The sequence below is a fragment of the Bradyrhizobium sp. CCBAU 45384 genome (assembly GCF_028128665.1).
Taxonomy (GTDB): Bacteria; Pseudomonadota; Alphaproteobacteria; order Rhizobiales; family Xanthobacteraceae; genus Bradyrhizobium; species Bradyrhizobium manausense.
This window is the reverse complement of sequence record NZ_LBIZ01000101.1, coordinates 43202-64170: the sequence shown is the minus strand read 5'-3', so window position 1 is coordinate 64170 and position 20969 is coordinate 43202. Positions and strand designations below refer to the sequence as shown.

The window sequence follows — 20969 nt, the reverse complement described above, 5'->3', positions numbered from 1 at the left end:
ACCCTCAATGAAAGAGGGTGCAGGGAAGGCCGGGTGCCCGACTGGCACCCGCGGTCCACTGTGCGATAGGTTGCGCTACAAGAGGCTGCACAGCGGCATACAGGTGAAGCCGAAACATCCGGCCTTCCCTGCGCAGGGGAAAATATACGTCAGCATGGAGTTCGGTGGAGAAGCCAAGTCATTGATCATCCGAGTGAACCCGCCACATAATGCGATGGCAGCCTATGCTGCTCTACACCCACAATCGGGATACGATCGGGGACACGGATGGCACGGAAGGTTCGTCACAGCGCGCTTGAAAGTCGTAGCGCTCGCTTGAAATTGCAGGTTCGTCGGAAGCCTTATCCCGGTCCTTCGTTGGCTCGCGGCGTGTCGCTGCTCTATCGACGCAATCGCACGCATGGCACGTGGGTGGTGAAAGCGAGCAACGGTCACGGCACTTACTGGACCAAGGCCGTTGGGTTCGCGGACGATTACGATGACAGCAACGGCAATGACGTGCTCGACTTCTTCCAAGCGCAGGACGCCGCAAAGCGACTGGCGCGAGGCGGCAGCGGCACCAGCGATAGCGCGCCGGCCACTGTTGACGCCGCACTTACCGCGTACGAAGCCGATCTAAAGGCACGTGCCTCCAATCCCTACAACGCACAATGGCCCCGCAACCATCTCACCAAGGTGCTGCTTGCCAAGCCCGTCGCCCTGCTCACCTCGACGGAACTGCAGAAGTGGCGCGATGGTCTCCTGACCAAGATGGCGCCGTCCACCATCAACAGGCTCGCGGGTTGCCTCTGTGCCGCGCTGGAGTTGGCCGCACGGCATGATCAGCGGGTTAAGAACAAGCGATCATGGGACGTTGGGCTCGCGGGCCTGCCCGATGCACAGGAAGCTCGCAACGTGGTCCTCTCTGATCAGAAGGTACGGGAATTCGTCGCGCACGCGTACGCGCTCAATGACAAACTTGGCCTCCTGGTCGATACGTTGGCGATCACTGGCGCGCGGCCGAGCCAAGCCGTTCGCTTGCGTGTCGCCGACTTGGATGCTCATCCGGTCCGGCCGAAACTGTCGATGCCGAAGTCTGCAAAGGGTGGCGGCCGCAATCGCGCCAAGAAGCGAAACGAGCGCTATTCCGTGCCGATGACGGCGCAGCTCGCGGCAAAGCTGAGAGAGGCAGCGAAGGGCCGTGCCGACGATGCTCCGCTGCTGTTGCAGAGCGACGGCTCACCTTGGGGCGACAATCCCGGCCAGACCTATCATCGTCAGATCGACAAGGTCGTGACTGCGATCGGTCTCGATCCCGACGCCGTGACGATCTATGCACTCCGGCATTCAAGCATCGTTCGCTCGCTGCTGATGAACATCCCCATCAGAGTGGTTGCGTCACTGCATAACACATCCGTCGGGATGATCGAACGGACCTACTCGAAGTACATCACGGAGTACTCCGACGACATCTCTCGCAAGGCGCTGCTGCAGGATGAGCCAGCAACTGCAGACAACGTTGTCGCTCTGGCACGTTAGGGCGCCTGAGGGCACGCGGAACAGATTGAGAACAATGTTCGCTATGTGTTCGCTCGCAGTCGGCCGATTCAGACCCAAGCTGAACAAGATCAACAACTTAGACCGCCACTGAAAATGAGTTAGTGGGGATCAAGCCCACTATCCTTCACTGCCATCGACCCAACCACAGAGGAAGAAATGGCAGTGAAGAAGCACGATAACTCACGCAAGAAAGCCGCCGCAAAAGCGACCCGCACCAACGCTCCTGATGCTGAAGTGCGTCGCGCCGCCTTAACGATCCGTGAGTTTTGCAAGGCGTATCCGCTTTCGGAAGCAATGTATTTCAAGCTCCGCGCCGCCGGCGGTGGCCCGCGCGAAATGCGCGTCGGCCGCAAGGTGATGATCAGCATCGAAGCGGCCGACGATTGGCGCCGAGCGCGTGAAAACGCGTCCCAGGCCATCGCCTAGCCACAGAGGAAGCGGCCGCCCCAGGCCCGCCTCTCCCATCATCTCATCAAAGGAATGCTGGAGGTCGCATAATGCACCCGCCCAATCCCGAAATGCGAAGCCCCGCCGCGGCAAACGGCAGGGCCAATCGCAAGTCCGACGATAGTTACAGCAGCAGCGATTCTACCGAAACCACCCCGACCATTCAAGCGCGCCGGCTCGTTTCACGGTTTGGCCTGGCATACGAAACCGCCGTCGTCATCGCGGCCCTGGCATGGGAGGGCGCGCGATGAGTGCCGTTCAGTCTCCGCCGGCCGAGGCCGAAACGTCCAATGAGAAGGGGGCAGAGGGGCCGACCGAAATTGGCGGCTTCACCATCTGCGCGAATGGTCTGAACGGCGGCCATCGTCGCGTGGGTTCACGTATCAGGCGGGTGCCGGAGGCCGAGCGCCAGCCGGTGAGCCGTCTTCAGGTCGAGATCGTCAAGGAACTGCTTGCCGGATGCCGCCCCACCCGTTGGGCGCGCAATTTGCGGTCGCCCGTGTCGTGCGACCTCAAGCATTGGGCAGAGAATTGGGGCGGCCGCGAGCTTGTGGCTCGCGGCCAGGGCACTGCATATGTCAGCACGGGCGCTGCGATCATTGCGGCGCTTGAGCTGGGCTTCGTCTGCGTCCCCACTGGCGAGGGGTCGCACAATGTCTTCATCGGCGTTCACTTCGATGACGTTGCTGCCCGCATGGCGGAGCGTGGCTGGTTCATCGCCCGCGATCATGTGACGGCGACGCGCATCCAGGCGCCCGAGCCGGAGCCCGAGATTGATCGTGAGTGGCTGCTACAGCAGGCGGCAGAACACGGCATCCCGCTTGGTCCTCACATCAATGGCGATGATGTGAGCATCGCCAACGCCATCGACGAGGATGATCCGTTTGCAGTCGAGCCTTTGCCCGAACCGCATCCCTTCTGGGCGGAATGGGCCAAGGAACATGGCATCGATGGTGATACCGAACAGAACGAGGAGCACTGACTAATGCACGGCGGTTTTAAGAAGCCCGATCCCGACGAGTTGCTGGAGTTGATCAAGCGCGCGATGCGCCTCCACCAGACCGACGACGAAATCAGAGAGCGGATCGCGAAGGCGGGTCTCGCACGTGACCACTTCATGCAGCGGATGATCGACGGCCTGATCGCGAAGGCCCGAAACGAAACCCGGATCCCCGACCCAAGCAATGCGGCAGCGGTCGCCGCGTCGCAGCCGATCAAGTTCATGGACATGCGTGATTGGGACGACGAGCCGCCGCCGCGCCGCGAATGGGCGGTGCTCAACCGCATTCCGCAGCGACAAGTGACGCTGTTCTCGGGTGATGGCGGCACAGGCAAGACGATCCTGCTGTTGCAATTGCTGTGCTCGACCGTCCTCGCGCGCGACTGGATCGGCAGCGTGCCGGAGCCGGGACCTGTCATCTACCTCGGCGCGGAGGACGAGGAAGATGAGCTGCATCGCCGGCTTGACGCGATTGCAGAGTACTATGACGAACCGTTCTCAGAACTGATCAACAACGGGTTCTATGCCTCGTCCTATGCGGGCGAGGACATGACGCTGGCGCGGTTCGATCGCAACGGCAACATCGAGCCGACACTGCGCTATGACCGCTTGCTCGAACAGGCGTGTGACATTCGGCCGGCCATCGTCGCGGTCGACACCTTGTCCGACGTGTTCGGCGGTAACGAGAACGACCGCGTGCAGGTGTCTGCATTCACCGGTCTGATGCGCAAGCTGGCGATGCAGGCCAACTGCGCCGTGATCATCAACAGCCATCCGTCGCAGGCCGGCAGCAACAGCGGCACCGGCCTGAGCGGATCGACAGCGTGGCACGGCAAGGTCCGTGGCCGCATGTACCTGCGTGCCGCCACCCAGGACGAGGGTGGTGCGATCGATCGGGACCTGCGCGTGCTGGAATTCAAGAAGAACCAGTACGGTCCGCTCGGCGACAGCATGCTGTTGCGTTACAAGAATGGCGTCTTCATTCCCGAGCCGCGCGGCGGCTCGCTCGACCCACAGATCGCCGAGCAGCGCGCCGAGCTGGTGTTTCTGACGTTGCTCAGCCGCTTCACGCGGGAAGGTCGCAACGTCAGCGACAAGAAAGGCACCACCTATGCGCCAGCATCCTTCGCCGGCGAGCAGGAAGCAAAGGCGTTCAAGCTCAGCAAGGACATGCTTGCGGATGCCATGAAGCGACTGTTCGCCAGCGGCAAAATCCAGGTCGTCACCGAAGGCCCGCCGTCGAAGCTGCGCTCGCGATTGGTGGCGGTGTGAATTCGCAACTATGTCATCTGGCACAGGTGCGGAGCGATCCGCACCTCGCCAATGACGAGGTTGACGAGGCCACTTCCACCAACCCTTCCACCAGACTTCCACCACCTTCCACCGCTCGGCTTCCAGCAACCCCTTCCACCGGGCTTCCATCATCTTTCACCGGCTTCCACCAACCCTTCCACCCCTCCCCCCTATAACCCCCCGGCTGGTGGAAGCCACCAGCGGGAGCTGGAAGCTCCGCGCTGGCTCCCACCGCCCAGGGCTCGGGGGCGTCGGACATCAACAACAACATCACAGGGCGCGGGGTCGAACGCGCCGTTAGCTAACCAATCGGGGCGGGCCATGCCACGGCTGACTTGAAGGGAATACAGACCACGCAGACCTACACGATGGCTCCCGCCGATCTCGAAAAGTACTTCGACGGCTTCGCACAGCGGCTCGCCCATAGGCCCGGCGCAGCGCACTTGTCTCACCCAGCCAAAACAGCAAAGGCCATTCCTGAGTCAATTCTGGCCCATCTGACGGCCAAGCTGTCGAGGCGCGACCCGCGCGCCGTCGGCTCGACGCCGACATGACAGGGCCAACAGCCAAGGTGATGGCCCGGCGCGAGATCAACGAACCCGTGGAGGAAGTCACATCATGATGATCGACGCCGTTGGATCGGCTCGCACTCCGGCCGAACGCCAGCGCGCCCAGCGCGAGCGCAAGAAGCAGGGCTTTATCCAGTAACCCGGTCCGGGGGGCTTGTCGGAATCCAAGGCGACGGGACCGTTGACCGCGCGGGCTGGTTCATGTGCGATGGGATCAAATTCCTAGAGGGGGGTTGCCCGTCTTGACGGCATTTAGCTCAGGAGGTCCGCCGTGAAAAACAAGGCGAAGGCGCACCTTGCACCGACGGCCGCCGCCCAGCGCATGCGGGAATACCGCGCGCGCCAGGCGATCGGTGCTGTGCGAGTTGCCATTGATCTGGACGGCGACGACGTGGATTGGCTTCGCGACCAGGGCACATTGGCGGAATGGGATGAACAGGATGCACGCGCGCTCGCGCAAGCTTTGAAACGGACACTGCAGAAACTGCGTCGTAAGTTACGGCGTAACGAAGCTTGAGATCGCGATCTGCTATTGACGAGATCAACAAACTAGGTTGAGGGGCACGTGGTCGTCAGGTTGTCAGCGAGCGATCTGGAATATGGGCGGCGGATCGCCGCAATAAAGGCAGGGTCACGGGTGGTTCGGCTCTCGCCCGAAATCGACGATCTGATTCCGATTGCTCGGCTGGAAAAGCGCATCAACCAACTGATGTGGAATCGCGACAGGCCCGATAACGTTTTGGCTGCGCGCATACTGGTTCGAGAACAGGCGCGGTTGCAGCTTGCCTACGAAAGGCGGCATGGCAAGCCGGCAGACACGAAGGGCATGCCATGAACCTCCCAAGTCCCGAAGAGCGCCGTGCGATCGAAGCGAAGGTTTCGCCCCAGCGGCGAGCCGAGATCGAAGGCTTCGTCAAATCGCTGGCACCGGTGATCGGTGATTTCGTGCTGGCAGCAATCACGCCGCTGAAAGAGCGGATCAAGGAACTCGAGTCGCGCCCGACACTCCGCTACCTGGGCATCTGGGATGCCGCGCGGACTTATCCGGCGGGGACCTTCGTCACGCATGGGGGTTCGATTTGGCATACCGGCACGGAAACCACCGGCGTTCGGCCGGGTGAAGGCGGATTTTGGAAACTGGCAGTGAAGCGCGGAGGTTCGAAATGACGTTCGAAGAGGCACGGCAATTGTTTATCGATCGTCGGAACGAGGCATTGGTCAAGCATGGAAATTACCTGCTGCTCGACAAAGGCATGAGCGTCGATGATGCGGCATTTCGCGAATCGATGCTGCGCTATGCCGGTGATCTCGAAGAGTGGCGCATGTGGGCAACGCAGGAAGTCGCCATCCGCGCGTTCGGTGCGACGAGGGCGCAATCGACGGAACGACACTAGATGCATCCCTCGCACGCCGTCAGGAACGGCAGCAAAAGCACCGAATGCCAAAAGGATGATCGAATTCACATGCGCGGCGTATTCACATGCGCGGCGTTACTGATGCCGTGGCTCTTGCCGAGGAATGTGAGGCACCTTCCTTGATCTATCTCAAGCAGCGCACAGCTCCATGCCGGACCATCGGGCCATGCCCGAACCTGACAAGCAGACCGAGGGTAAGGAAGCCAAGCCATCACGGCTGAACGAGGCGCGGCGCATCATCGAGGAGTATGCCGCCGAGCTGCGGGAGATCATCCAGAAGCTCCGGCGTAAGTTGAACTAAGGCCGGGTCGGTAGTCCGCTCGTCGAGCCAGAGCGGACCAGATTTGCTCAATCTGAGTTCTTCGCGTTTTGACCCAACAGAGACCTTTCGGCCTTTTTGGTGTGCTATGATAGGGCACCAACGGCAGTGCAGCATCCGCATTTCAGGGGATTCCCATTTGGCACCCAAAGACGAGCCGCGACTTCAACGCAGGCCTCTCGTCAGCGAGCCGGCTCTGGAACGTGCCGAGCGCCTGGCCAATTTGCTGGCCTCCATAGTTGAGTCCAGCGACGACGCGATCGTTAGCAAGAATCTAGACGGCATTATCACAAGCTGGAACAAGGCGGCCGAGCGCATCTTCGGCTACTCGGCCCCCGAGGCGATCGGTCACCCCATTACACTTGTGATCCCGGAGGACCGACTAAGCGAAGAACGTGAGATTTTAACGCGCATCCGACGTGGTGAACGGATCGACCATTTTGAGACTGTTCGGCGACGTAGGGATGGTAGCTCAATCGTCGTTTCGCTGACCGTTTCTCCCGTCAAAGATGCCCACGGCAACATCGTTGGCGCATCGAAGATTGCCAGGGATATTACCCCGCAGAAGCGGGCTCAGGAGCAGATTGGCATTCTGGCTCGCGAGGCGGAGCACCGAAGCAAGAACATCCTCTCGAACGTACAGGCAATCATCAATCTTTCTCAGTCCGACACTTCCGAGAGCCTCAAGGAAGTGATCAGCGGGCGCATCCAAGCGATGGCAAATGTTCACTCGCTGTTTGTTGAAACGCGGTGGATCGGCGCTGAAGTCTCGGCGATCGCCAAGCAGGAACTCGCCCCTTATCTCGATGAACACGGCACGCGGGTTCGGATGGACGGTCTGCAAACCGTGTTAGAACCTACCGCTGCGCAAGCGATTGCTGTGGTTTTGCATGAGTTGGCAACCAATGCTTCCAAGTATGGAGCGCTATCTAACGCGAAAGGCCATGTTAGGTTGACGTGGTCACGCAGCGAAGATCGACAACTGACGCTCCGTTGGGCCGAATTGGGCGGTCCGAGGGTAACTACGCCACAACGCAAGGGCTTTGGTAGTCGCCTCATCGAAGGAACGATCAATCCACTTGGCGGCAAAGTGCTTTTTGACTGGCGCGCGGAAGGGCTTGATTGCGAAATCACCGTTCCGACGTGAAATCCCAATCGAACTGGCTTCGTTGCTCTGTCAGGGTGGCTACTTCTGCACATGGCCCCTAAGGCGAAGTGGTCCAATCGGCCGTTAAGGTCCGCTGTTAGCTGCAGATCGGACCTGCCGCTCTGCTCACAGCTCGCGCTCCATCGCCGGATGCTGCCGGTTCTTCACCTTGATCCAGTGCTTGGTCCTGCCGCCCTCATAAGGACGGTCCCGCCGCTTCGATACCAACCCTTCAAGTCCTAGCTTGCAGGCAGCGCGAAACAGATCAGGCCCAAGCTCGCCACGCTCGAAGGGATTGACGAAAACGCCTTCAGGACGCCGCGCGAGCAAGCGCTCCAAGTTCGCCTTGCGCATCGACAAGGGGAGCATGCGGAGGTCGTCGCTGCCTTCGGCGAGAATATCAAAGGCGCAGAACTGCACTTCGTGATCGTGCTTGCGGGAGTGCAGCGCGTCGAAATCGGAGATGCCATCGACGCCGAGCACGACCGCTTCGCCGTCGAGAATGAACTGCTTTTGACGGACCCTGCGGGCCGCCTCGACGATCCAGGGATAGCGGCTGGCCCAATTGTAGCCGCCACGCGTGATCAGGCGCACGCGGTCGCCATCGCGCTCCAAGCGGAGGCGATACCCATCATACTTTACTTCATGAAGCCAATCCGAGCCGTCCGGGACCGTAAGGCCTCTCGTCGGCAGACAAAACTCAAATGAACGCATTCGGGAAAAATAGGCATGCGCGGACCCGATTGCGAGATGGGCCTGGGCGCACCATCCAACAGCCTGGCGGCCAGAGCTACGGCCTTGGCGGCAGATCAGGAGCGATTTCGCTTTCGACGCTCTCAATGATCGCCCGCTCAACCTCCGAGGCGAGCACGGTAAGATGCTCAGCCAATCTGGTAAATAACTCACGCTTTTTCGGATCGGTCGCTAGGTCCCGGATAAGAGCGCACTCCGCAGCGTCCCGCTGTAGCTTCTCTAGCTGAGCCTGCATGTCCTTCATCTGGGCCCCTATGTTCCCTTGTAGGAACATTACAAAGAACGAGTTTGGGTCACAAGTGAACAGAGGGGGTGCCTGATTGGGATTAGCCTAGTGATGCACGGCGCGCGTCTGCCGTGTGCGCCGGCCCATCGGACCGCCGGCCCATTCGGCTCCAGCCCCGCGAGTGGCCGGCTGGTCCGAGGCGACTTTGCGCAATATCAAAACGAGTTGGTTTACTCTGGCTAGGCTGCTCACGTAGCCGAACAACCTCTTGTCGGGCTGCTGAGGTTATGGCTCCTAGGCACACCGGGCCTCGCCTTACTGCTTATCCGCGTCGCCATGGCTTGCAAGGTCCCGTCATGCAAGTGCGACAGGAGGCTCGACATGTTCACCAGAGATTACGCCGACGATCTCAGCGCGACCGTGCGCTATGCGCTAGAGACAACGCGTGCTGTTGCGGTCTGCCCCTTCCATTCTGATGTAACCATCCGCATTTGTGATGATGCAGCCGAGAGCCATGCGTTCGAGCGCGCCAAGAGGGTCATCAAGAGCGATGGCACCAACTGGGAGCCGGAGGCTCTTCGGCGTGAGATCGGTCGGCAGCTCAGTGAAGCCGCAGACGGCAATTGTCCCCATTGCGCGTCGCATTGAGCCGCGATGCAAAAGAAAACCCGCCCGAAGGCGGGTAGCGCAAGGTAGCGCGATGGATGATCAATCAGTCAGAGACACACACACCTCCGTTGCTCTTCGGCGCGCTGGGCCTCGCTAGACCGATGGTGAGTTGGCTAGTATCCGCCGATGCCTCGACTATTCGAGGTTTTTGGTGCGGCGTCATAACCGCTATCTGATGGGGAGAAGCGGGCATCCCGGCCAAGGTTAGCTTTGGCGTAACCGAACTCTCCTCAACTTGTTCGGCTCCCAGCACTGCTACTTGGTGCCGCGAGATCGGAAAGCCCGTTACTTCAAAGGTCGGAAGGCGCAACGTGCATGCATTAGCTTGATGTGACGTTGCACCGGCAATGGAGGCAATGGCAGTTGCGATCAAGATCAGATTTTTCATGATGATACCCCACTCGGATTAGAGATAATTCCACCACGAATTCCGTAGTCACCTTAGTTTTAATTCAGCGACCCAACATGTGAACCTGTTCACTAGCGGCGGCGCCAATTCTGTTCGCACGCACTGCTGTTCTTTTGCAGTAAGTGCGGTGCCCCCCGACGAAAGAAACCCCGCCCCCAGTCATGGGAAGAACGGAAGTCTTGATTGGGGCGGGGGGCTAGTGCACTCAAAGCGGCGGCCCGAGCCTGTCGCCGGTCTGAAATCCTACGTTGCTGGTTAGTTTGGTCTGTTCGGTAAGGCACGTTCGCGTAAAGAATTTTAGGACAGTGTCCCGGACCGTAGATTTTCGGGATAATCGACCAGTGCTAAAGCAGGCACCGTTCTCGGCGGCAGTAGGAGCCGGAGATACGGGATGTTGGCCGAGGCTTTGGGCTGTAGTTCAGCCTCGCTGCGCTCAAGATCGCTGGGGACTACTTCTGCAACAGCAGTCCCAACGTTCGCGCCATGCGCCTCACCGATCCCGCGTGGCGGCCGAGTTCGGCGGCTATCCTCGATGTGCCAACTCCCTGCCGGGCGAGCCTGACCAATCGTCGGATTTCCTGCTCGGCCCATTGCTTTGGCTTCGGCGTTTTCATGGTGAGCGCGACCTGCAAAAAGCCGGAGAAGCTTCTCGGTCCGATAAAGATCGTCACTTGGAGAGCGGAGATATGTAGCTTCGGTCTAAGACGGTCGGTCTGACCGCGCCGTCGAACAGCACCGTCACGCCGGGGGTGCGAGTACTGATTTCGACAATGGGTACCGGTCTTGTCGGCCAAGTTTGGAAACTGAACGATCCCCAGCTCGCTCATCTTGAAGCGACTGCCGACAACAAGCCTGTCATCCTGCTGAGCGGGTCATTTGGCGACTCCGAACCCGTCTCATTGTGAGCCGACAAGACGTTTCTGTGGGCTCGCCTTGGCCTTCGTCTTTGCTGTCACGAATTGAACTCCGACGTGGGACCCGTCCACCAAACCAGCTCGCAGCGCCGAAATGCCAGTCCAGTTGACGACAGAACTAGGAAGAATTCCTGTGCCTTCAGGGGGTCCGTTGAGCCCTCGACCTCAAGCTTGGCGCCGCTTGCGGAGGCATCAACGAGAACGCAGCTTCTTCGCCACGTGCCATCAACACCCATGATGCTCACGATGTGTTTGTGTTCAAATCGAACGCGGTGCGCCTTTCGATTGTCCTCTGCCTTCTGCAATCCACGTTCAAATCAGTTCGTTCGAATAAACACGTCGCCTCTCTGCGGGTCTCTGCAATCAGCAGATCGATCCGCGCCGACTGAGCGAGTAAGGTCGTCCTGGTTGTCTCGTTCAGCTTAGTTTGTCCGACGATCAATCGGATGCAGCCATTCGCGACCTCAAGAAGGAAGATCGCGTGACGAGCGTCATCTACTGTTTGAATTCCGAGAGCTTGAACCCGCGACAATAAAGCGAGGACGTTCATCAAAACATCGCGTGGTCCATAGTACGAGGGACTCGTCGCGGTCTTTGCTTTGGATGGCCGTTCAAATTTTATCACTGACGACATCTGTCGCAAATCTCTAATGCCGATCGGCTGGTCGTGACGAAAGATCAAAAGCGATGATGAAAAAAGACAAGCTATACGCGCACAAGGGGATTCCTATCCCCACTCGGGCAAGCATTTGCCGCCGCAAGGATGGCCACGCCGACCGGCTGTAGACTGTCCCTGTTCAGAATTTAAGGTCAAAGCGGTTAAAAAACAGTTAACAGGTTGCGAGCAGCCAGTAACCTAGCACACAAGTTGCATCGAGAACGGATCGAAATTCGGCGAACAATGGTTTGCCGGGTTCCGAGGTCGCGGCCGATGTTCTAGACATTGCAGATGGGAGCATCAGGCCGCCGACCCGTTCACTTGGATCGCACCTTCCTTCGCGACGCGGAAGCTACGAACGTAGTACCCTTGTCGCTGAACGGCTGACCTAATCTCGTCGCTTACTTTGCGAATTCTTTTTCTGCTCTTACGCCACCTTTCGCCGGAGTAAGCCGGCGGAATCTTAGAACGAGCAAGTCACGCGTCCCGTTGCGATAGACATCAAACACTTTCCGCCCCCCGTGAATATTGAACTAAGAATTCAAATGCGCTTTGGGTCACCCTCAATCGACCAGCTTGGCGCCTATGATGGCGCGCAGGTTGTAACCCTGCAACAACATATGCCGCTTGTGAATTGCAGGGAGAAACGTGGTGCTGTGGCACCATCTACTTAGATTTCTGTTTGGATGTTGTTCGCATGCCACGCCAACGCACCAACTCTGATCTTGATCAATGCGAGCTGGCGGTCGAGGAGATCGTCGCCGCTTGCGACGGTGATCTGCGCGATGCGCTCCGAGCGCTAATGCTGCTGAATGAGCGGCTGGAGCTGAGATTGGGGCAGATGAGTGAGGTTCATCCTGCTCACCAGCGGGTGTGTTAGGGACATAGACGCTCGCATCGGGCCTGAGCCATTGAATGTGGATGAGGGCGTGCTTGGGTGGCAATCTCTTTGAGAAATGGCGTCCCTAGGGGAGACGAAGGGCAATTGAAGGCACTGAAACAAAGAACAAATCAGCCTTGCTGCAAGTCGATTGCTGCTACTCCCTGCTGCCACCTTCAAGCCAATAGCCGCCGAGGTTCTCAGGGCGACCGCCCAAGGGTAGCGAGCGACGCGGGGATTATTCCGGCAGGCCCGCCTTTCGTAGCAAATCGCCGATGAAGGCCCGCCCTTCGGCCGTTTGGTGCGGCAAGAAGTAATTTGATATCCGCTTATGAGGTCTGATCTGAAGCAATCGCCTCGTTGCGTCGCGCGCTTTTTCGAGGCGACCCGCCCCCGCATGAGCAACCACCATCGCGGCGAGCGCATCGCCTTGGTTCGGCTGATCACGGATTGCTCTTTCGGCCCAAGCGACGGCCTCATCATAACGTCCCGCTGACAAATGTGCGTGCGCCATTGCGGCCTCCATCGCGTGGAAGGCCAAATCGAGTGGACTCAGTCGCATCGCTTGCTGGAGATGAGCTATTGCCAGATCGGGCTCTCCGAGGAAGAGCCTGACCCAACCGCTTAGGTTCCATGAACGCGCAAGATTTGGGTTGAGCATCAGCGCTTTATCAACAATGGATGCACCTTCCTTTAGCTCCTCGCCGTTGGAAGCAAAGAAGGCCAATGTCGAGCCTCCCCAAGCGAGGGAAAAACCATCATCCATTCCGAACCGGATCGCCGCGCGTGAAAGTCTTCGCGCTTCTTCGAGGTCGCCGTCCCGCATTCGCCCCACCGTCCAGCGCCAAATATAACAATACGACGCGAACCCGTAGGCTTGAGCATATTCCTTGTCGAGCTCGATGGCCTGATACAAGAGCCGGAGCGCCTCTTCAGTACTCTCGTCCGTCCAACTGTAGATGTGGTCGGAGGCCCGCAAGAAGCAATCATAAGCATTGAGGTGTGAGGGGGTCTTGCGCTTGACACGCATCATCTCTGCCGTAAGTATCTTTGGGTCAATTGCGCCGACTACCCCGCTGGCAACTTGATCCTGCAGATCGAAAAAATTATCCAATGAGCCGTCAAAACGGTCAGCCCACAAATGCGCACCCGTGAGAGCGTCTATGAGCTGGCACGTGATACGGACTTTGCTCGCGGCCTTCCGGACGGAGCCCTCAAGGACATATCGCACACCCAACCTTCGCCCTACATCCTTCACATCAACAGCTTTGCCCTTGAACGCAAAACTCGAATTGCGAGCAATCACGAACAACCATTTGAAACGCGAGAGCGCGGTGATGATGTCCTCTACCACTCCATCCGCGAAGTGGTCCTGCTCCGGGTCGTCTGACATGTTCTGAAAAGGCAGGACGGCGATAGAAGGCTTGTCGGGAAGCGGTGGGAGGCTGTCAAAGTCAGGAATGCGAGCAGCAACCTCTCGCAGCTCTTTCGTTCCATCCACCAGATAAGCCCTGATCGGCTCTTGGATGTTCTTCACCTGTTGGGCACCAAGTTCCACAAAGGTCATCGGCATGACCTTGCGAACCTGGTCAAACGTTGCCCCGGAGATGCACACGGCTCCAGGTGTCGCCAATGTTTGCAGTCGTGCTGCAATGTTGACGCCGTCCCCAAAGAGGTCCCCTGCTCGCAACATCACGTCACCGATGTGAACCCCAATGCGGAAGTTGATCTGCTTATCGGAGGGGATACCCGCATTCGCTTTCGCCAGCGCTGCCTGAGCGTCGACTGCGCACTGCACCGCATCCACAGCGCTCCCGAACTCTGCAAGCACACTGTCGCCCGCCGTATTTGCTATGCGGCCCCTGTGGTCACCAATGAGCTTGTCGAGGATCGTGCGTCGCTCGGTGAGCTCCTTGAGCGTACCGACCTCATCGGCCCCCATGAGCCTACTGTAGCCCTCCACGTCCGCCGCAAAGACTGCGACGAGCTTACGGCTGACTGCCATGGGGTCTGACATGGCGGACGCTACCCTTCAGGCGCCCCGGCCAACCGCATGCCTTCGATTAGGCGATCGCGTCCAGCACGGTAAGTCGGGTTGTCGCTGTTCGAATAGGTAACATCGCGATAGCGGCGTATGGTGAAATGTGGATCGAGCGCAAGCCCCGCATTCACGCAAGCTCGCGCTTCGTCCAGCCTGCCGAGCCGCGCGAGTACGGCGGCAAGATCGAAATGGGTCGCGGAATAGTTCCGGTTTGCGTCGAGGCTCCGGCGCATCCAGATGACTGCTTCGGCGTCGGCGCCAAGCTGCGCCTTGGCAAGGCCTACCATTAACATCCATCGGTGTGCAAAGGTATCGCGAGGAGAGAGGCGGAAAGCTTCGTTGATGTGAGCTTCGGTCTCTGCTCCCAGACCGAGAAATACCTTGGCAAGCCCGATGAGACCATGAGCGCGGGCTAGATTCCGGTCGAGCGTCAACGCCTGCTCGCATTCCGTGATGGCCTGCGCAGCGCGTTTCGTGAACATTTGCACGAAACCCAGATTCGCGTGGGCCTGGGCGTGGTTTGGGGCGAGCGTCAACGCTTTGGTGAGAAACACTTCGGCCGAGGTGAGCCGCGCTGACCAGTCGTCAGTCATGACGGCACCTCCAAGAAGGGCGTCGGCACGCGCCAGTCCGACCATGGCCTCGATGTTTTCGGGATCGAGCGCAAGGGCCTTCTCGAAGAAACCACGCGCTTGTACCGTGCAGTTGGGCGTCAGCCCCTTGTTGAGCCAACTGGACCCTTGGAAAACCAGGTCCATCGCGTCTGGATGTGATGAACGCTCAGCCTGGCGGGCTTCAGCGGCGATGAGTTCGGCATCAAGGCTGTTGGCGAGCCTCGACACGATTTCGTCCTGCACGTCGAAGAGGTCAGCGATGGGCTTGTCAAAACGCTCAGCCCAGAGATGCTTGCCGGTTTCGGCATCAATCAGCTGCACGTTCACGCGGAGCCGCTTGCCACCACGCTGCACTGAGCCTTCGAGCACGTAGCGGACGTTCAGTTCACGCCCGAGCTTCTTTACGTCCACGGCCTTGCCTTTGAACGTGAACGCGGTGTTGCGCGCAATCACGAACGCACCACTGATGCGCGACAAGTCCGTAGTCAGGCTCTCTGTCACACCGTCTACGAAGTACTCTTGCTCGGGATCGCCGCCGAGGTTCGCGAATGGCAGCACTACAATGGACAAATGCGGAGCCGAAGACGGAGGCGGGACAACCCGGTCCGCGTAGCTCGCGTTCAGGCCAACCGCGTAGGAACGCACTGGACGCGCGATGTTCTTGAGGGTTTTTTCGCCCAGATCAGCGAACTCGATCTCGACCTTGCCACGGACCTGGTCGTAGGCCGAAGACGAGATACAAATGCCACCCGGTTCAGCAATACCCTCAAGCCTTGCGGCTACGTTGACCCCGTCTCCGAGAATATCATCGCCGTCAATAAGGATGTCGCCGAGGTTGATCCCGATCCGAAAGAGCATCCGCTGGTCCTGCGGTATCCCTTCGTTCCTCTGGGCCATCACTGCCTGCACCGCGACCGCACACTCGACCGCATCAACCACCGAAGGAAACTCAAGGAGCACGCCGTCCCCTGTGGACTTCACGAGCCTTCCCCCGCGCTTGGCCACGAGGGCATCAATGGCTACCCGGTGTTCGTGGAGGGCGCGCGCGGTGCCGACCTCGTCTAGCCCCATGAGGCGCGAATAGCCTGCCACGTCAGCGGCGACAATAGCCGCCAACCTGCGTCCGACCTTTGCTGGCTGCTCGCGCTCCATGGCCTAGCCGCGACAGGCGATCACCTCTGCATGGATGTCGCCTGCGGGCAGTCTCGGCCTGGGGGGCGGCGTTCGTCAACCAGTAGGAGGAGCCGAGGCTGTTTGCGACACTTGCTGACTGATTTGTATCAGCCTTTGGCCGAAAGCGATGGGGCCGATGCCTCTCAAGCCGAGCAGGCGACGACCCCATGGAAATTTTTGAGGAACATTGGATTGGGACACAATGGAGGACACAACCCGATTAGTGAACTGATTTTACTTACGTTTTCACCGCCAGACACTCCCTGCGCAGTGGTTTGACGGCTTATGTCGTGATCTCCCCGGGGAGCGATGCACTATTGCCCCCGTCGTCTCGCAGATGACTGATGCAAGGACCCGGTCGGGTCACACGCATCACCACGAGCCTTGGCGCACAGGCTCCGGGCGCCAGGACCACACGATTTTGCCGTACGCGGACCACACCGGTCGTTTGCGCGATGCCTTCGCTCACGGTTGCCCGCCCTGCAAAGCCCGATCGCGCCGATGTGGCCCACGCCCACCGCCGTCCGGCCCGCGTCGTGACGATCGCGATACGCCCCTCTTCCATGGGCCGGGTTGCCTCGACATATACGCCATTTCCGAATTTCGGTAAAGTTGAATATTTTTAGGCGAGCGGATTGACTGGCATTTTGGGTGTTTTGCCCGACAGCCAACGCAAGATCTTGTCGCCCCTTCGTAGGGTGGATTAGCCGAAGGCGTAATCCACCACTGTCCTCTTCGCGGTGACAAACGCGGTGGATTACGCCGTCGACTGCGCTTCGCGCAGCCGTCGTCTAATCCACCCTACGAGACCACCGGGGTCCCATTAATCGCGTGCCTTAACCAATAATTAATTATAGGTTTGCGGGCAGGTGATGGACCGGCCTAGCGTTGCGATGGGGAGCAGTCTCGCGAAGCCAAACGAGTGTGGTGCGTATCATGATGTCCAGATCATATGGGGCCTTGTTCGCCTCGTTCAGCGCAGCCGCGCTGCTTCTCAGCTCCAGCGAAAGCTTTGCACGACCGGGCGGCGCCGCGCCGCACGGCATGGTGACCGCCGCGCCGGCAGTGCGCCCGCCGATCGCGCCGGGCGCGCGGTTCCATGGCCACGGCCATCGCTTCAACAATCCCTGGGTTTACTGGCCCGGTGGCGGCGCTTTCTACAGCGACGGAGCCGGCTACAGCGAGCCGTTCGCTTACGCCGACCAGCCCGCCACCAACGATGTTCGCTATACCTACACCTACGACGTTCCCTGGGACTGGGCGCATCGCTTCCCGCCGAACGTCGTGCCGTCCGACCGGCCCTATGTGTCGAGCTGCCCAACGGAGCAGGTGACGGTGCCGGGCCGCGGTGGTGCCGAGCACACGGTCAACATCACGCGCTGCTACTGAGCAGCGCGCCGCATTTCACGGCTTGCTACAAAATGCCTACGGCGGCCGCCTGGTCGCGCTCGGACTGTTTTCGCCTGACATTGGCGAGCTCACGGCTGCAGACGACAAACGCGTTCGTTCCCGGGCGCAGCCCGAACTGACCGCAGATATCCCGATCCTCATCGGCAATGACGCGCGCGAGCTCGGCCTGCGCGGCTTCCCGGATCGTCGGCACAGAGACGAGCGTGTGAAGCCCGAGGGCCGCCACAACGGCAAGCACCAACGCGGCCGCGATGCCGAGGCGCTCCGTGTCATCGCCCGTATGCTGGGAAGAGGGGATCTTGGTTCTGGCTTCGCTCATGAAATCCTCTCGATGAAATAGCGCTGGTCAAGAAATGTCGTTCGAGCCGTGCGGCAAAATTGGCGGATGCAACACGCATACACGCTGCGCCACAGCGGCGACGTGAACCAGATTACAAATTCCAGGACGGCACGTGCCTAAATCAAGATCGGGACTAGCCCAGTTCAAAGCTGGTTACGCCGAACACGCGGTCAAGCCGCAGTGACGGGATCGGTCCAGTGTACATTCGCGCCGTTTCGAATGTCGGCTTCAGCCCAAGGCATTCCGCAAGCGCAACAGCATCGCGGTTCATCGCGGGGATGTCGAGCACAAATTCGTTGCAGCCGGGGCTCGCCAGCAAGGCCTGCGCAACCGCTTCCGCCGCGGCACGGTCATCGGCTACCAGCGGGCCGATCTTGTGGCCGGTCCGGCAGGGGCGGATCACGCCCCACGCGGCAAGCTTGCCGTCGCGCAGCAGTGCGCGGCCGACGTGTCCTGGCGTATCGATCCAGGCGCGCAAGAACGCCGCGCGCGGGGCAGGGAAGACGGTGGCGTCGTCAGCTTGTACAAGCGCAAATGGGATCGTATCGAGCGCAACAATCTCGGCGGGTGGCTTTGGCGGCGATGCAACGATGCCGCCATAGCGCATATTGGCGTAAGCGAACTGGAAGCCTGACTTCTTGTAGTTGTCCTGCTGCGCCACGACGCCGTCGAGCCCGATGACCCGCGCGCCCGCATGCGCGATCGCGGCGTTCCAGATACGTAGGCCGTAGCCTCTGCCACGAAAGCCTGCGCGCACGATGTAGAAGCCGAGGAAGGCGAAGCGTTCGTCATAAGTGACGCAGGACACGGTCGCGACCGGCTCGCCGTCGATCTCGCCGACGAAGAAGCCTTTTGCGTCTGATATCGCGAAGCAGGCGGCGTCTCGCAGGCCGGGATTCCACCCTTCCGCCGCGGCCCAGTCGATGGCGATGGAGATCTCCTCAGGGCGCAGATTGCGGATCTGCAAATCACTCATGTCGTGGTGCCTCGTGACGATGGGCTTATTAGCAAGTCTGGCTTGCGGGCAAGTCTGGCTGTAGAAGGCCAGACGATAGGCTGAGCCATAGCAGCCTGAATTTGGGTTCGCCTCTACGTTATCACAGGGATGATCAGTCATGGGAGCAGAGAAGGTCGCGCTCGTCACCGCAGGCGGCAGCGGCATGGGAGCAGGAGCCGCGCGGCGGCTTGCCGCCGACGGTTTTCACGTCGCGATCCTGTCGTCCTCCGGCAAGGGCGAGGCACTCGCAGCCGAGCTCGGCGGGCTTGGTGTGACCGGCTCGAATAAGTCGAATGACGATCTGAAGCGGCTCGTCGATGGGGCGCTGGCGAAGTGGGGACGCATCGACGTGCTGGTCAACAGCGCCGGCCACGGCCCGCGCGCCGCCATCACGGAGATCACCGACGAGCAGTGGCACATCGGTCTCGACACCTATCTGCTCAACGTGATCCGTCCTGTCAGGCTGGTGACGCCGGTGATGCAGGCGCAGAAGGGCGGCGCCATCATCAATATCTCGACCGCCTGGGCGTTCGAGCCGAGCGCGATGTTTCCGACCTCAGCCGTGTTCCGCGCGGGTCTTGCCGCTTTCACGAAGATCTTCACCGACACCCATGCGGCTGACAATATCCGCATGAACAACGTGCTGCCGGGCTGGATCGACAGCCTGCCGCAGACGGATTCGCGTCGCGACAGCGTGCCGCTGAAGCGTTACGGCAAGGTCGAGGAGATCGCGGCGACCGTCTCGTTCCTGGCGTCAGAGGGCGCGGCCTACATCACCGGCCAGAACATCCGCGTCGACGGCGGGCTGACCCGCTCGGTCTGAGGCAGGAGCTCAGGCGTGCGCCACCAGTCTCGCCAGCGCAGGCAGGATCTTGTAGCGGGCGATCTCGTGCGGATAGTCGCCGCGATTGGCGAGCAGCACGATGCCGATCCGGTGCGCCGGCACGAGGCCGATATAGCCCGATGCGTTGTTGAGGCCGCCCGGCTTGTCGACGATGGTGACGCCGGGCAGGTGGACGGTCTCCCAGGCCATGGCCTGGCCGAAGGTCGCCTGCTCGTATCTCTGGTCGACGTGGAAGGCTTCGCGCTGTGTCATGCGCAAAGCCTCCCGCAGACGCGGGTCGATGCTGCGGCCGTCGACACAGGCCGCGACGAATGTCGCGAGATCGCGCGCGGACGAGAACATCTGGCCCGTGCCGGGGAAGCCGAAATAACTCTGCTGGCCTCCGATCGGGCCGATCGCGCTGCCCTGGTCGGAATAGCCCTGCACGACGCGCCGCATTATGGCCTCATCCATGACCGCGCAGTTGTCCGGTCCTCGTTCGGGAACGGATGTTGCGTGCATGCCGAGCGGCTTGAGCACGCGGCTTTCGATCAGTCCGGCGATCGGCGTGCGATAGCAGCGCTCGAGCACGAGCTGAAGCAGGACGTAGCCGGCGTGGCTGTAGATGCGCTGCTTGCCCGGCGCGACGCCCGCGGGCGGCGCGAAGGCGTTGAGCATCGCGATGAACTGCTCCTGCGAATAGGACTCGTTGGGCCAGGGCGGGTGATCGGTCGGCAGCAGCAGTCCTGACGTGTGCGTGGCGAGCTCGCCGACTGTGACGTTGCGGATATAGTCACCGCTGAGTTCCGGCAGATATTTCGGCACGGGATCGTCGAGCCTGAGCTCGCCGCGCAGCGTGCCTGCTGCCACCAGCGCGGCCTCGAACGGCTTTCGCAACGAGGCGAGGTTGAACTGCGTGTCCGGCGTCACGGGCCGCCTGGTGGCGGCGTCGGCAAGGCCGTAGCTGAAGAATTCGACATGGCGGCCGGCATAGAGCGCGGCGGTGAGGCCGCCCGGGTGATCCGGCGTCGCGGTGGGCGCGAGCTCGGCAGCGACGATGTCGCGAATCTGGGCGATCATGTCGGAATCCGCCAAGGCACGGCGCGGCCTCGCCAGCGCGACCGCCAGGGGAACCAGCGCGGCGCGGGCGAGAGATCGCCGGGTGATGTAAGGGGAGATGGCAGCAGGCGGCACGTGCTCGGTCTGATCATGCGGTGCGCCCCCGAATGTTGTTCTAGCGGGGAGGGCTGCGCATCCCAATTCACGATTGCGCGTGCAGGTTCCGCTTCGGGCTACAGTAAATACTTAGCTTTTGAGCTAACAATCATTGACG

At 60.4% G+C, this 20969-nt stretch carries 24 protein-coding genes and 2 pseudogenes; 15 read left to right on the top strand and 11 right to left on the bottom strand.

The genetic code is table 11. The features are described 5' to 3' along the window. The first annotated feature begins 369 nt into the window (after positions 1-369). The 11 genes from XH80_RS12720 (at position 370) to XH80_RS12670 (ending at position 7729) form a co-directional block, all read left to right on the top strand. Positions 370-1518 (top strand): tyrosine-type recombinase/integrase, encoded by a 1149-nt coding sequence (locus XH80_RS12720; protein ID WP_271598892.1) that lies wholly within the window; start codon positions 370-372, stop codon positions 1516-1518. 177 nt (positions 1519-1695) lie between these two features. Next, a complete protein-coding gene (locus XH80_RS12715; protein WP_271598891.1) occupies positions 1696-1965 on the top strand; it encodes a hypothetical protein in 270 nt (89 codons plus the stop codon). A gap of 268 nt (positions 1966-2233) precedes the next feature. Beyond that, entirely contained in the window at positions 2234-2968 is a 735-nt protein-coding gene (locus tag XH80_RS12710) for a hypothetical protein (RefSeq protein ID WP_271598890.1), read from the top strand. 3 nt (positions 2969-2971) lie between these two features. After that, a complete protein-coding gene (locus XH80_RS12705; RefSeq protein WP_271598889.1) occupies positions 2972-4258 on the top strand; it encodes an AAA family ATPase in 1287 nt (428 codons plus the stop codon). Positions 4259-4647: 389 nt separating this feature from the next. Then, positions 4648-4833: a hypothetical protein gene (locus tag XH80_RS12700; RefSeq protein WP_271598888.1), complete on the top strand. Its 186-nt coding sequence runs from the start codon at positions 4648-4650 to the stop codon at positions 4831-4833. A 286-nt stretch (positions 4834-5119) separates the two neighbouring features. Further along, on the top strand, positions 5120-5365 hold the full coding sequence (locus XH80_RS12695; protein ID WP_271598887.1) for a hypothetical protein: 246 nt from the start codon (positions 5120-5122) through the stop codon (positions 5363-5365). A gap of 48 nt (positions 5366-5413) precedes the next feature. After that, the gene (locus XH80_RS12690) at positions 5414-5683 is read left to right on the top strand and encodes a hypothetical protein (RefSeq protein WP_271598886.1); all 270 of its coding nucleotides are present in this window, start codon (positions 5414-5416) and stop codon (positions 5681-5683) included. Beyond that, positions 5680-6015, top strand: coding sequence for a hypothetical protein (locus XH80_RS12685; protein WP_271598885.1), 336 nt, complete (start codon positions 5680-5682; stop codon positions 6013-6015). The genes XH80_RS12690 and XH80_RS12685 overlap by 4 nt, the downstream gene beginning before the upstream one ends. Continuing rightward, a complete protein-coding gene (locus tag XH80_RS12680) occupies positions 6012-6242 on the top strand; it encodes a hypothetical protein (RefSeq protein ID WP_271598884.1) in 231 nt (76 codons plus the stop codon). Before XH80_RS12685 ends, XH80_RS12680 begins: the two co-directional genes overlap by 4 nt. 187 nt (positions 6243-6429) lie before the next feature. Beyond that, a complete protein-coding gene (locus tag XH80_RS12675) occupies positions 6430-6564 on the top strand; it encodes a hypothetical protein (RefSeq protein ID WP_271598883.1) in 135 nt (44 codons plus the stop codon). A 157-nt stretch (positions 6565-6721) separates the two neighbouring features. Further along, positions 6722-7729 (top strand): PAS domain S-box protein, encoded by a 1008-nt coding sequence (locus tag XH80_RS12670; RefSeq protein ID WP_271598882.1) that lies wholly within the window; start codon positions 6722-6724, stop codon positions 7727-7729. Between the two features lie 126 nt (positions 7730-7855). On the opposite strand, the gene XH80_RS12665 is transcribed toward XH80_RS12670, so the two are convergent. Beyond that, positions 7856-8443, bottom strand: a complete 588-nt coding sequence (locus XH80_RS12665) for an ATP-dependent DNA ligase (protein ID WP_271598881.1) — start codon at positions 8441-8443, stop codon at positions 7856-7858. 76 nt (positions 8444-8519) lie between these two features. Continuing rightward, a complete protein-coding gene (locus XH80_RS12660) occupies positions 8520-8726 on the bottom strand; it encodes a hypothetical protein (protein ID WP_271598880.1) in 207 nt (68 codons plus the stop codon). A 363-nt stretch (positions 8727-9089) separates the two neighbouring features. On the opposite strand from XH80_RS12660, the gene XH80_RS12655 reads away from it, so the two are divergent. Beyond that, on the top strand, positions 9090-9356 hold the full coding sequence (locus XH80_RS12655) for a hypothetical protein (RefSeq protein WP_271598879.1): 267 nt from the start codon (positions 9090-9092) through the stop codon (positions 9354-9356). A 64-nt stretch (positions 9357-9420) separates the two neighbouring features. On the opposite strand, the gene XH80_RS12650 is transcribed toward XH80_RS12655, so the two are convergent. The 4 genes and pseudogenes from XH80_RS12650 to XH80_RS12635 all read right to left on the bottom strand — a co-directional run bounded on the left by XH80_RS12650 (position 9421) and on the right by XH80_RS12635 (position 11867). Further along, positions 9421-9765 (bottom strand): hypothetical protein, encoded by a 345-nt coding sequence (locus XH80_RS12650; RefSeq protein ID WP_271598878.1) that lies wholly within the window; start codon positions 9763-9765, stop codon positions 9421-9423. A gap of 470 nt (positions 9766-10235) precedes the next feature. Then, positions 10236-10613 (bottom strand): hypothetical protein, encoded by a 378-nt coding sequence (locus XH80_RS12645; protein WP_271598877.1) that lies wholly within the window; start codon positions 10611-10613, stop codon positions 10236-10238. Between the two features lie 69 nt (positions 10614-10682). Next, positions 10683-11005 (bottom strand): annotated as a pseudogene (locus XH80_RS12640) (PilZ domain-containing protein). Between the two features lie 653 nt (positions 11006-11658). Beyond that, a pseudogene (locus XH80_RS12635) lies at positions 11659-11867 on the bottom strand (hypothetical protein). Between the two features lie 188 nt (positions 11868-12055). Here XH80_RS12635 and XH80_RS12630 point away from each other — a divergent pair. Further along, positions 12056-12238 carry a hypothetical protein gene (locus XH80_RS12630; protein ID WP_271598876.1) on the top strand — a complete coding sequence of 61 codons (183 nt, stop codon included), beginning with the start codon at positions 12056-12058 and terminating at the stop codon, positions 12236-12238. A 238-nt stretch (positions 12239-12476) separates the two neighbouring features. On the opposite strand, the gene XH80_RS12625 is transcribed toward XH80_RS12630, so the two are convergent. Both XH80_RS12625 and XH80_RS12620 read right to left on the bottom strand, forming a co-directional pair. Further along, the gene (locus XH80_RS12625; protein WP_271598875.1) at positions 12477-14255 is read right to left on the bottom strand and encodes an adenylate/guanylate cyclase domain-containing protein; all 1779 of its coding nucleotides are present in this window, start codon (positions 14253-14255) and stop codon (positions 12477-12479) included. An 8-nt stretch (positions 14256-14263) separates the two neighbouring features. Beyond that, positions 14264-16045, bottom strand: coding sequence for an adenylate/guanylate cyclase domain-containing protein (locus XH80_RS12620; RefSeq protein WP_271598874.1), 1782 nt, complete (start codon positions 16043-16045; stop codon positions 14264-14266). A gap of 957 nt (positions 16046-17002) precedes the next feature. Here XH80_RS12620 and XH80_RS12615 point away from each other — a divergent pair. Then, entirely contained in the window at positions 17003-17455 is a 453-nt protein-coding gene (locus XH80_RS12615; RefSeq protein WP_271598873.1) for a hypothetical protein, read from the top strand. A 25-nt stretch (positions 17456-17480) separates the two neighbouring features. Here the strand turns inward: XH80_RS12615 and XH80_RS12610 are convergent, their stop codons facing one another. Next, entirely contained in the window at positions 17481-17795 is a 315-nt protein-coding gene (locus tag XH80_RS12610; RefSeq protein WP_271598872.1) for a hypothetical protein, read from the bottom strand. A 154-nt stretch (positions 17796-17949) separates the two neighbouring features. Further along, a complete protein-coding gene (locus XH80_RS12605; RefSeq protein WP_271598871.1) occupies positions 17950-18792 on the bottom strand; it encodes a GNAT family N-acetyltransferase in 843 nt (280 codons plus the stop codon). 139 nt (positions 18793-18931) lie between these two features. Between XH80_RS12605 and XH80_RS12600 the strand changes: the two genes are divergently transcribed. Beyond that, positions 18932-19636 (top strand): SDR family oxidoreductase, encoded by a 705-nt coding sequence (locus XH80_RS12600; RefSeq protein ID WP_271598870.1) that lies wholly within the window; start codon positions 18932-18934, stop codon positions 19634-19636. Between the two features lie 9 nt (positions 19637-19645). Here the strand turns inward: XH80_RS12600 and XH80_RS12595 are convergent, their stop codons facing one another. Continuing rightward, positions 19646-20830 carry a serine hydrolase gene (locus tag XH80_RS12595; RefSeq protein WP_442869142.1) on the bottom strand — a complete coding sequence of 395 codons (1185 nt, stop codon included), beginning with the start codon at positions 20828-20830 and terminating at the stop codon, positions 19646-19648. Between the last annotated feature and the right edge of the window lie 139 nt (positions 20831-20969).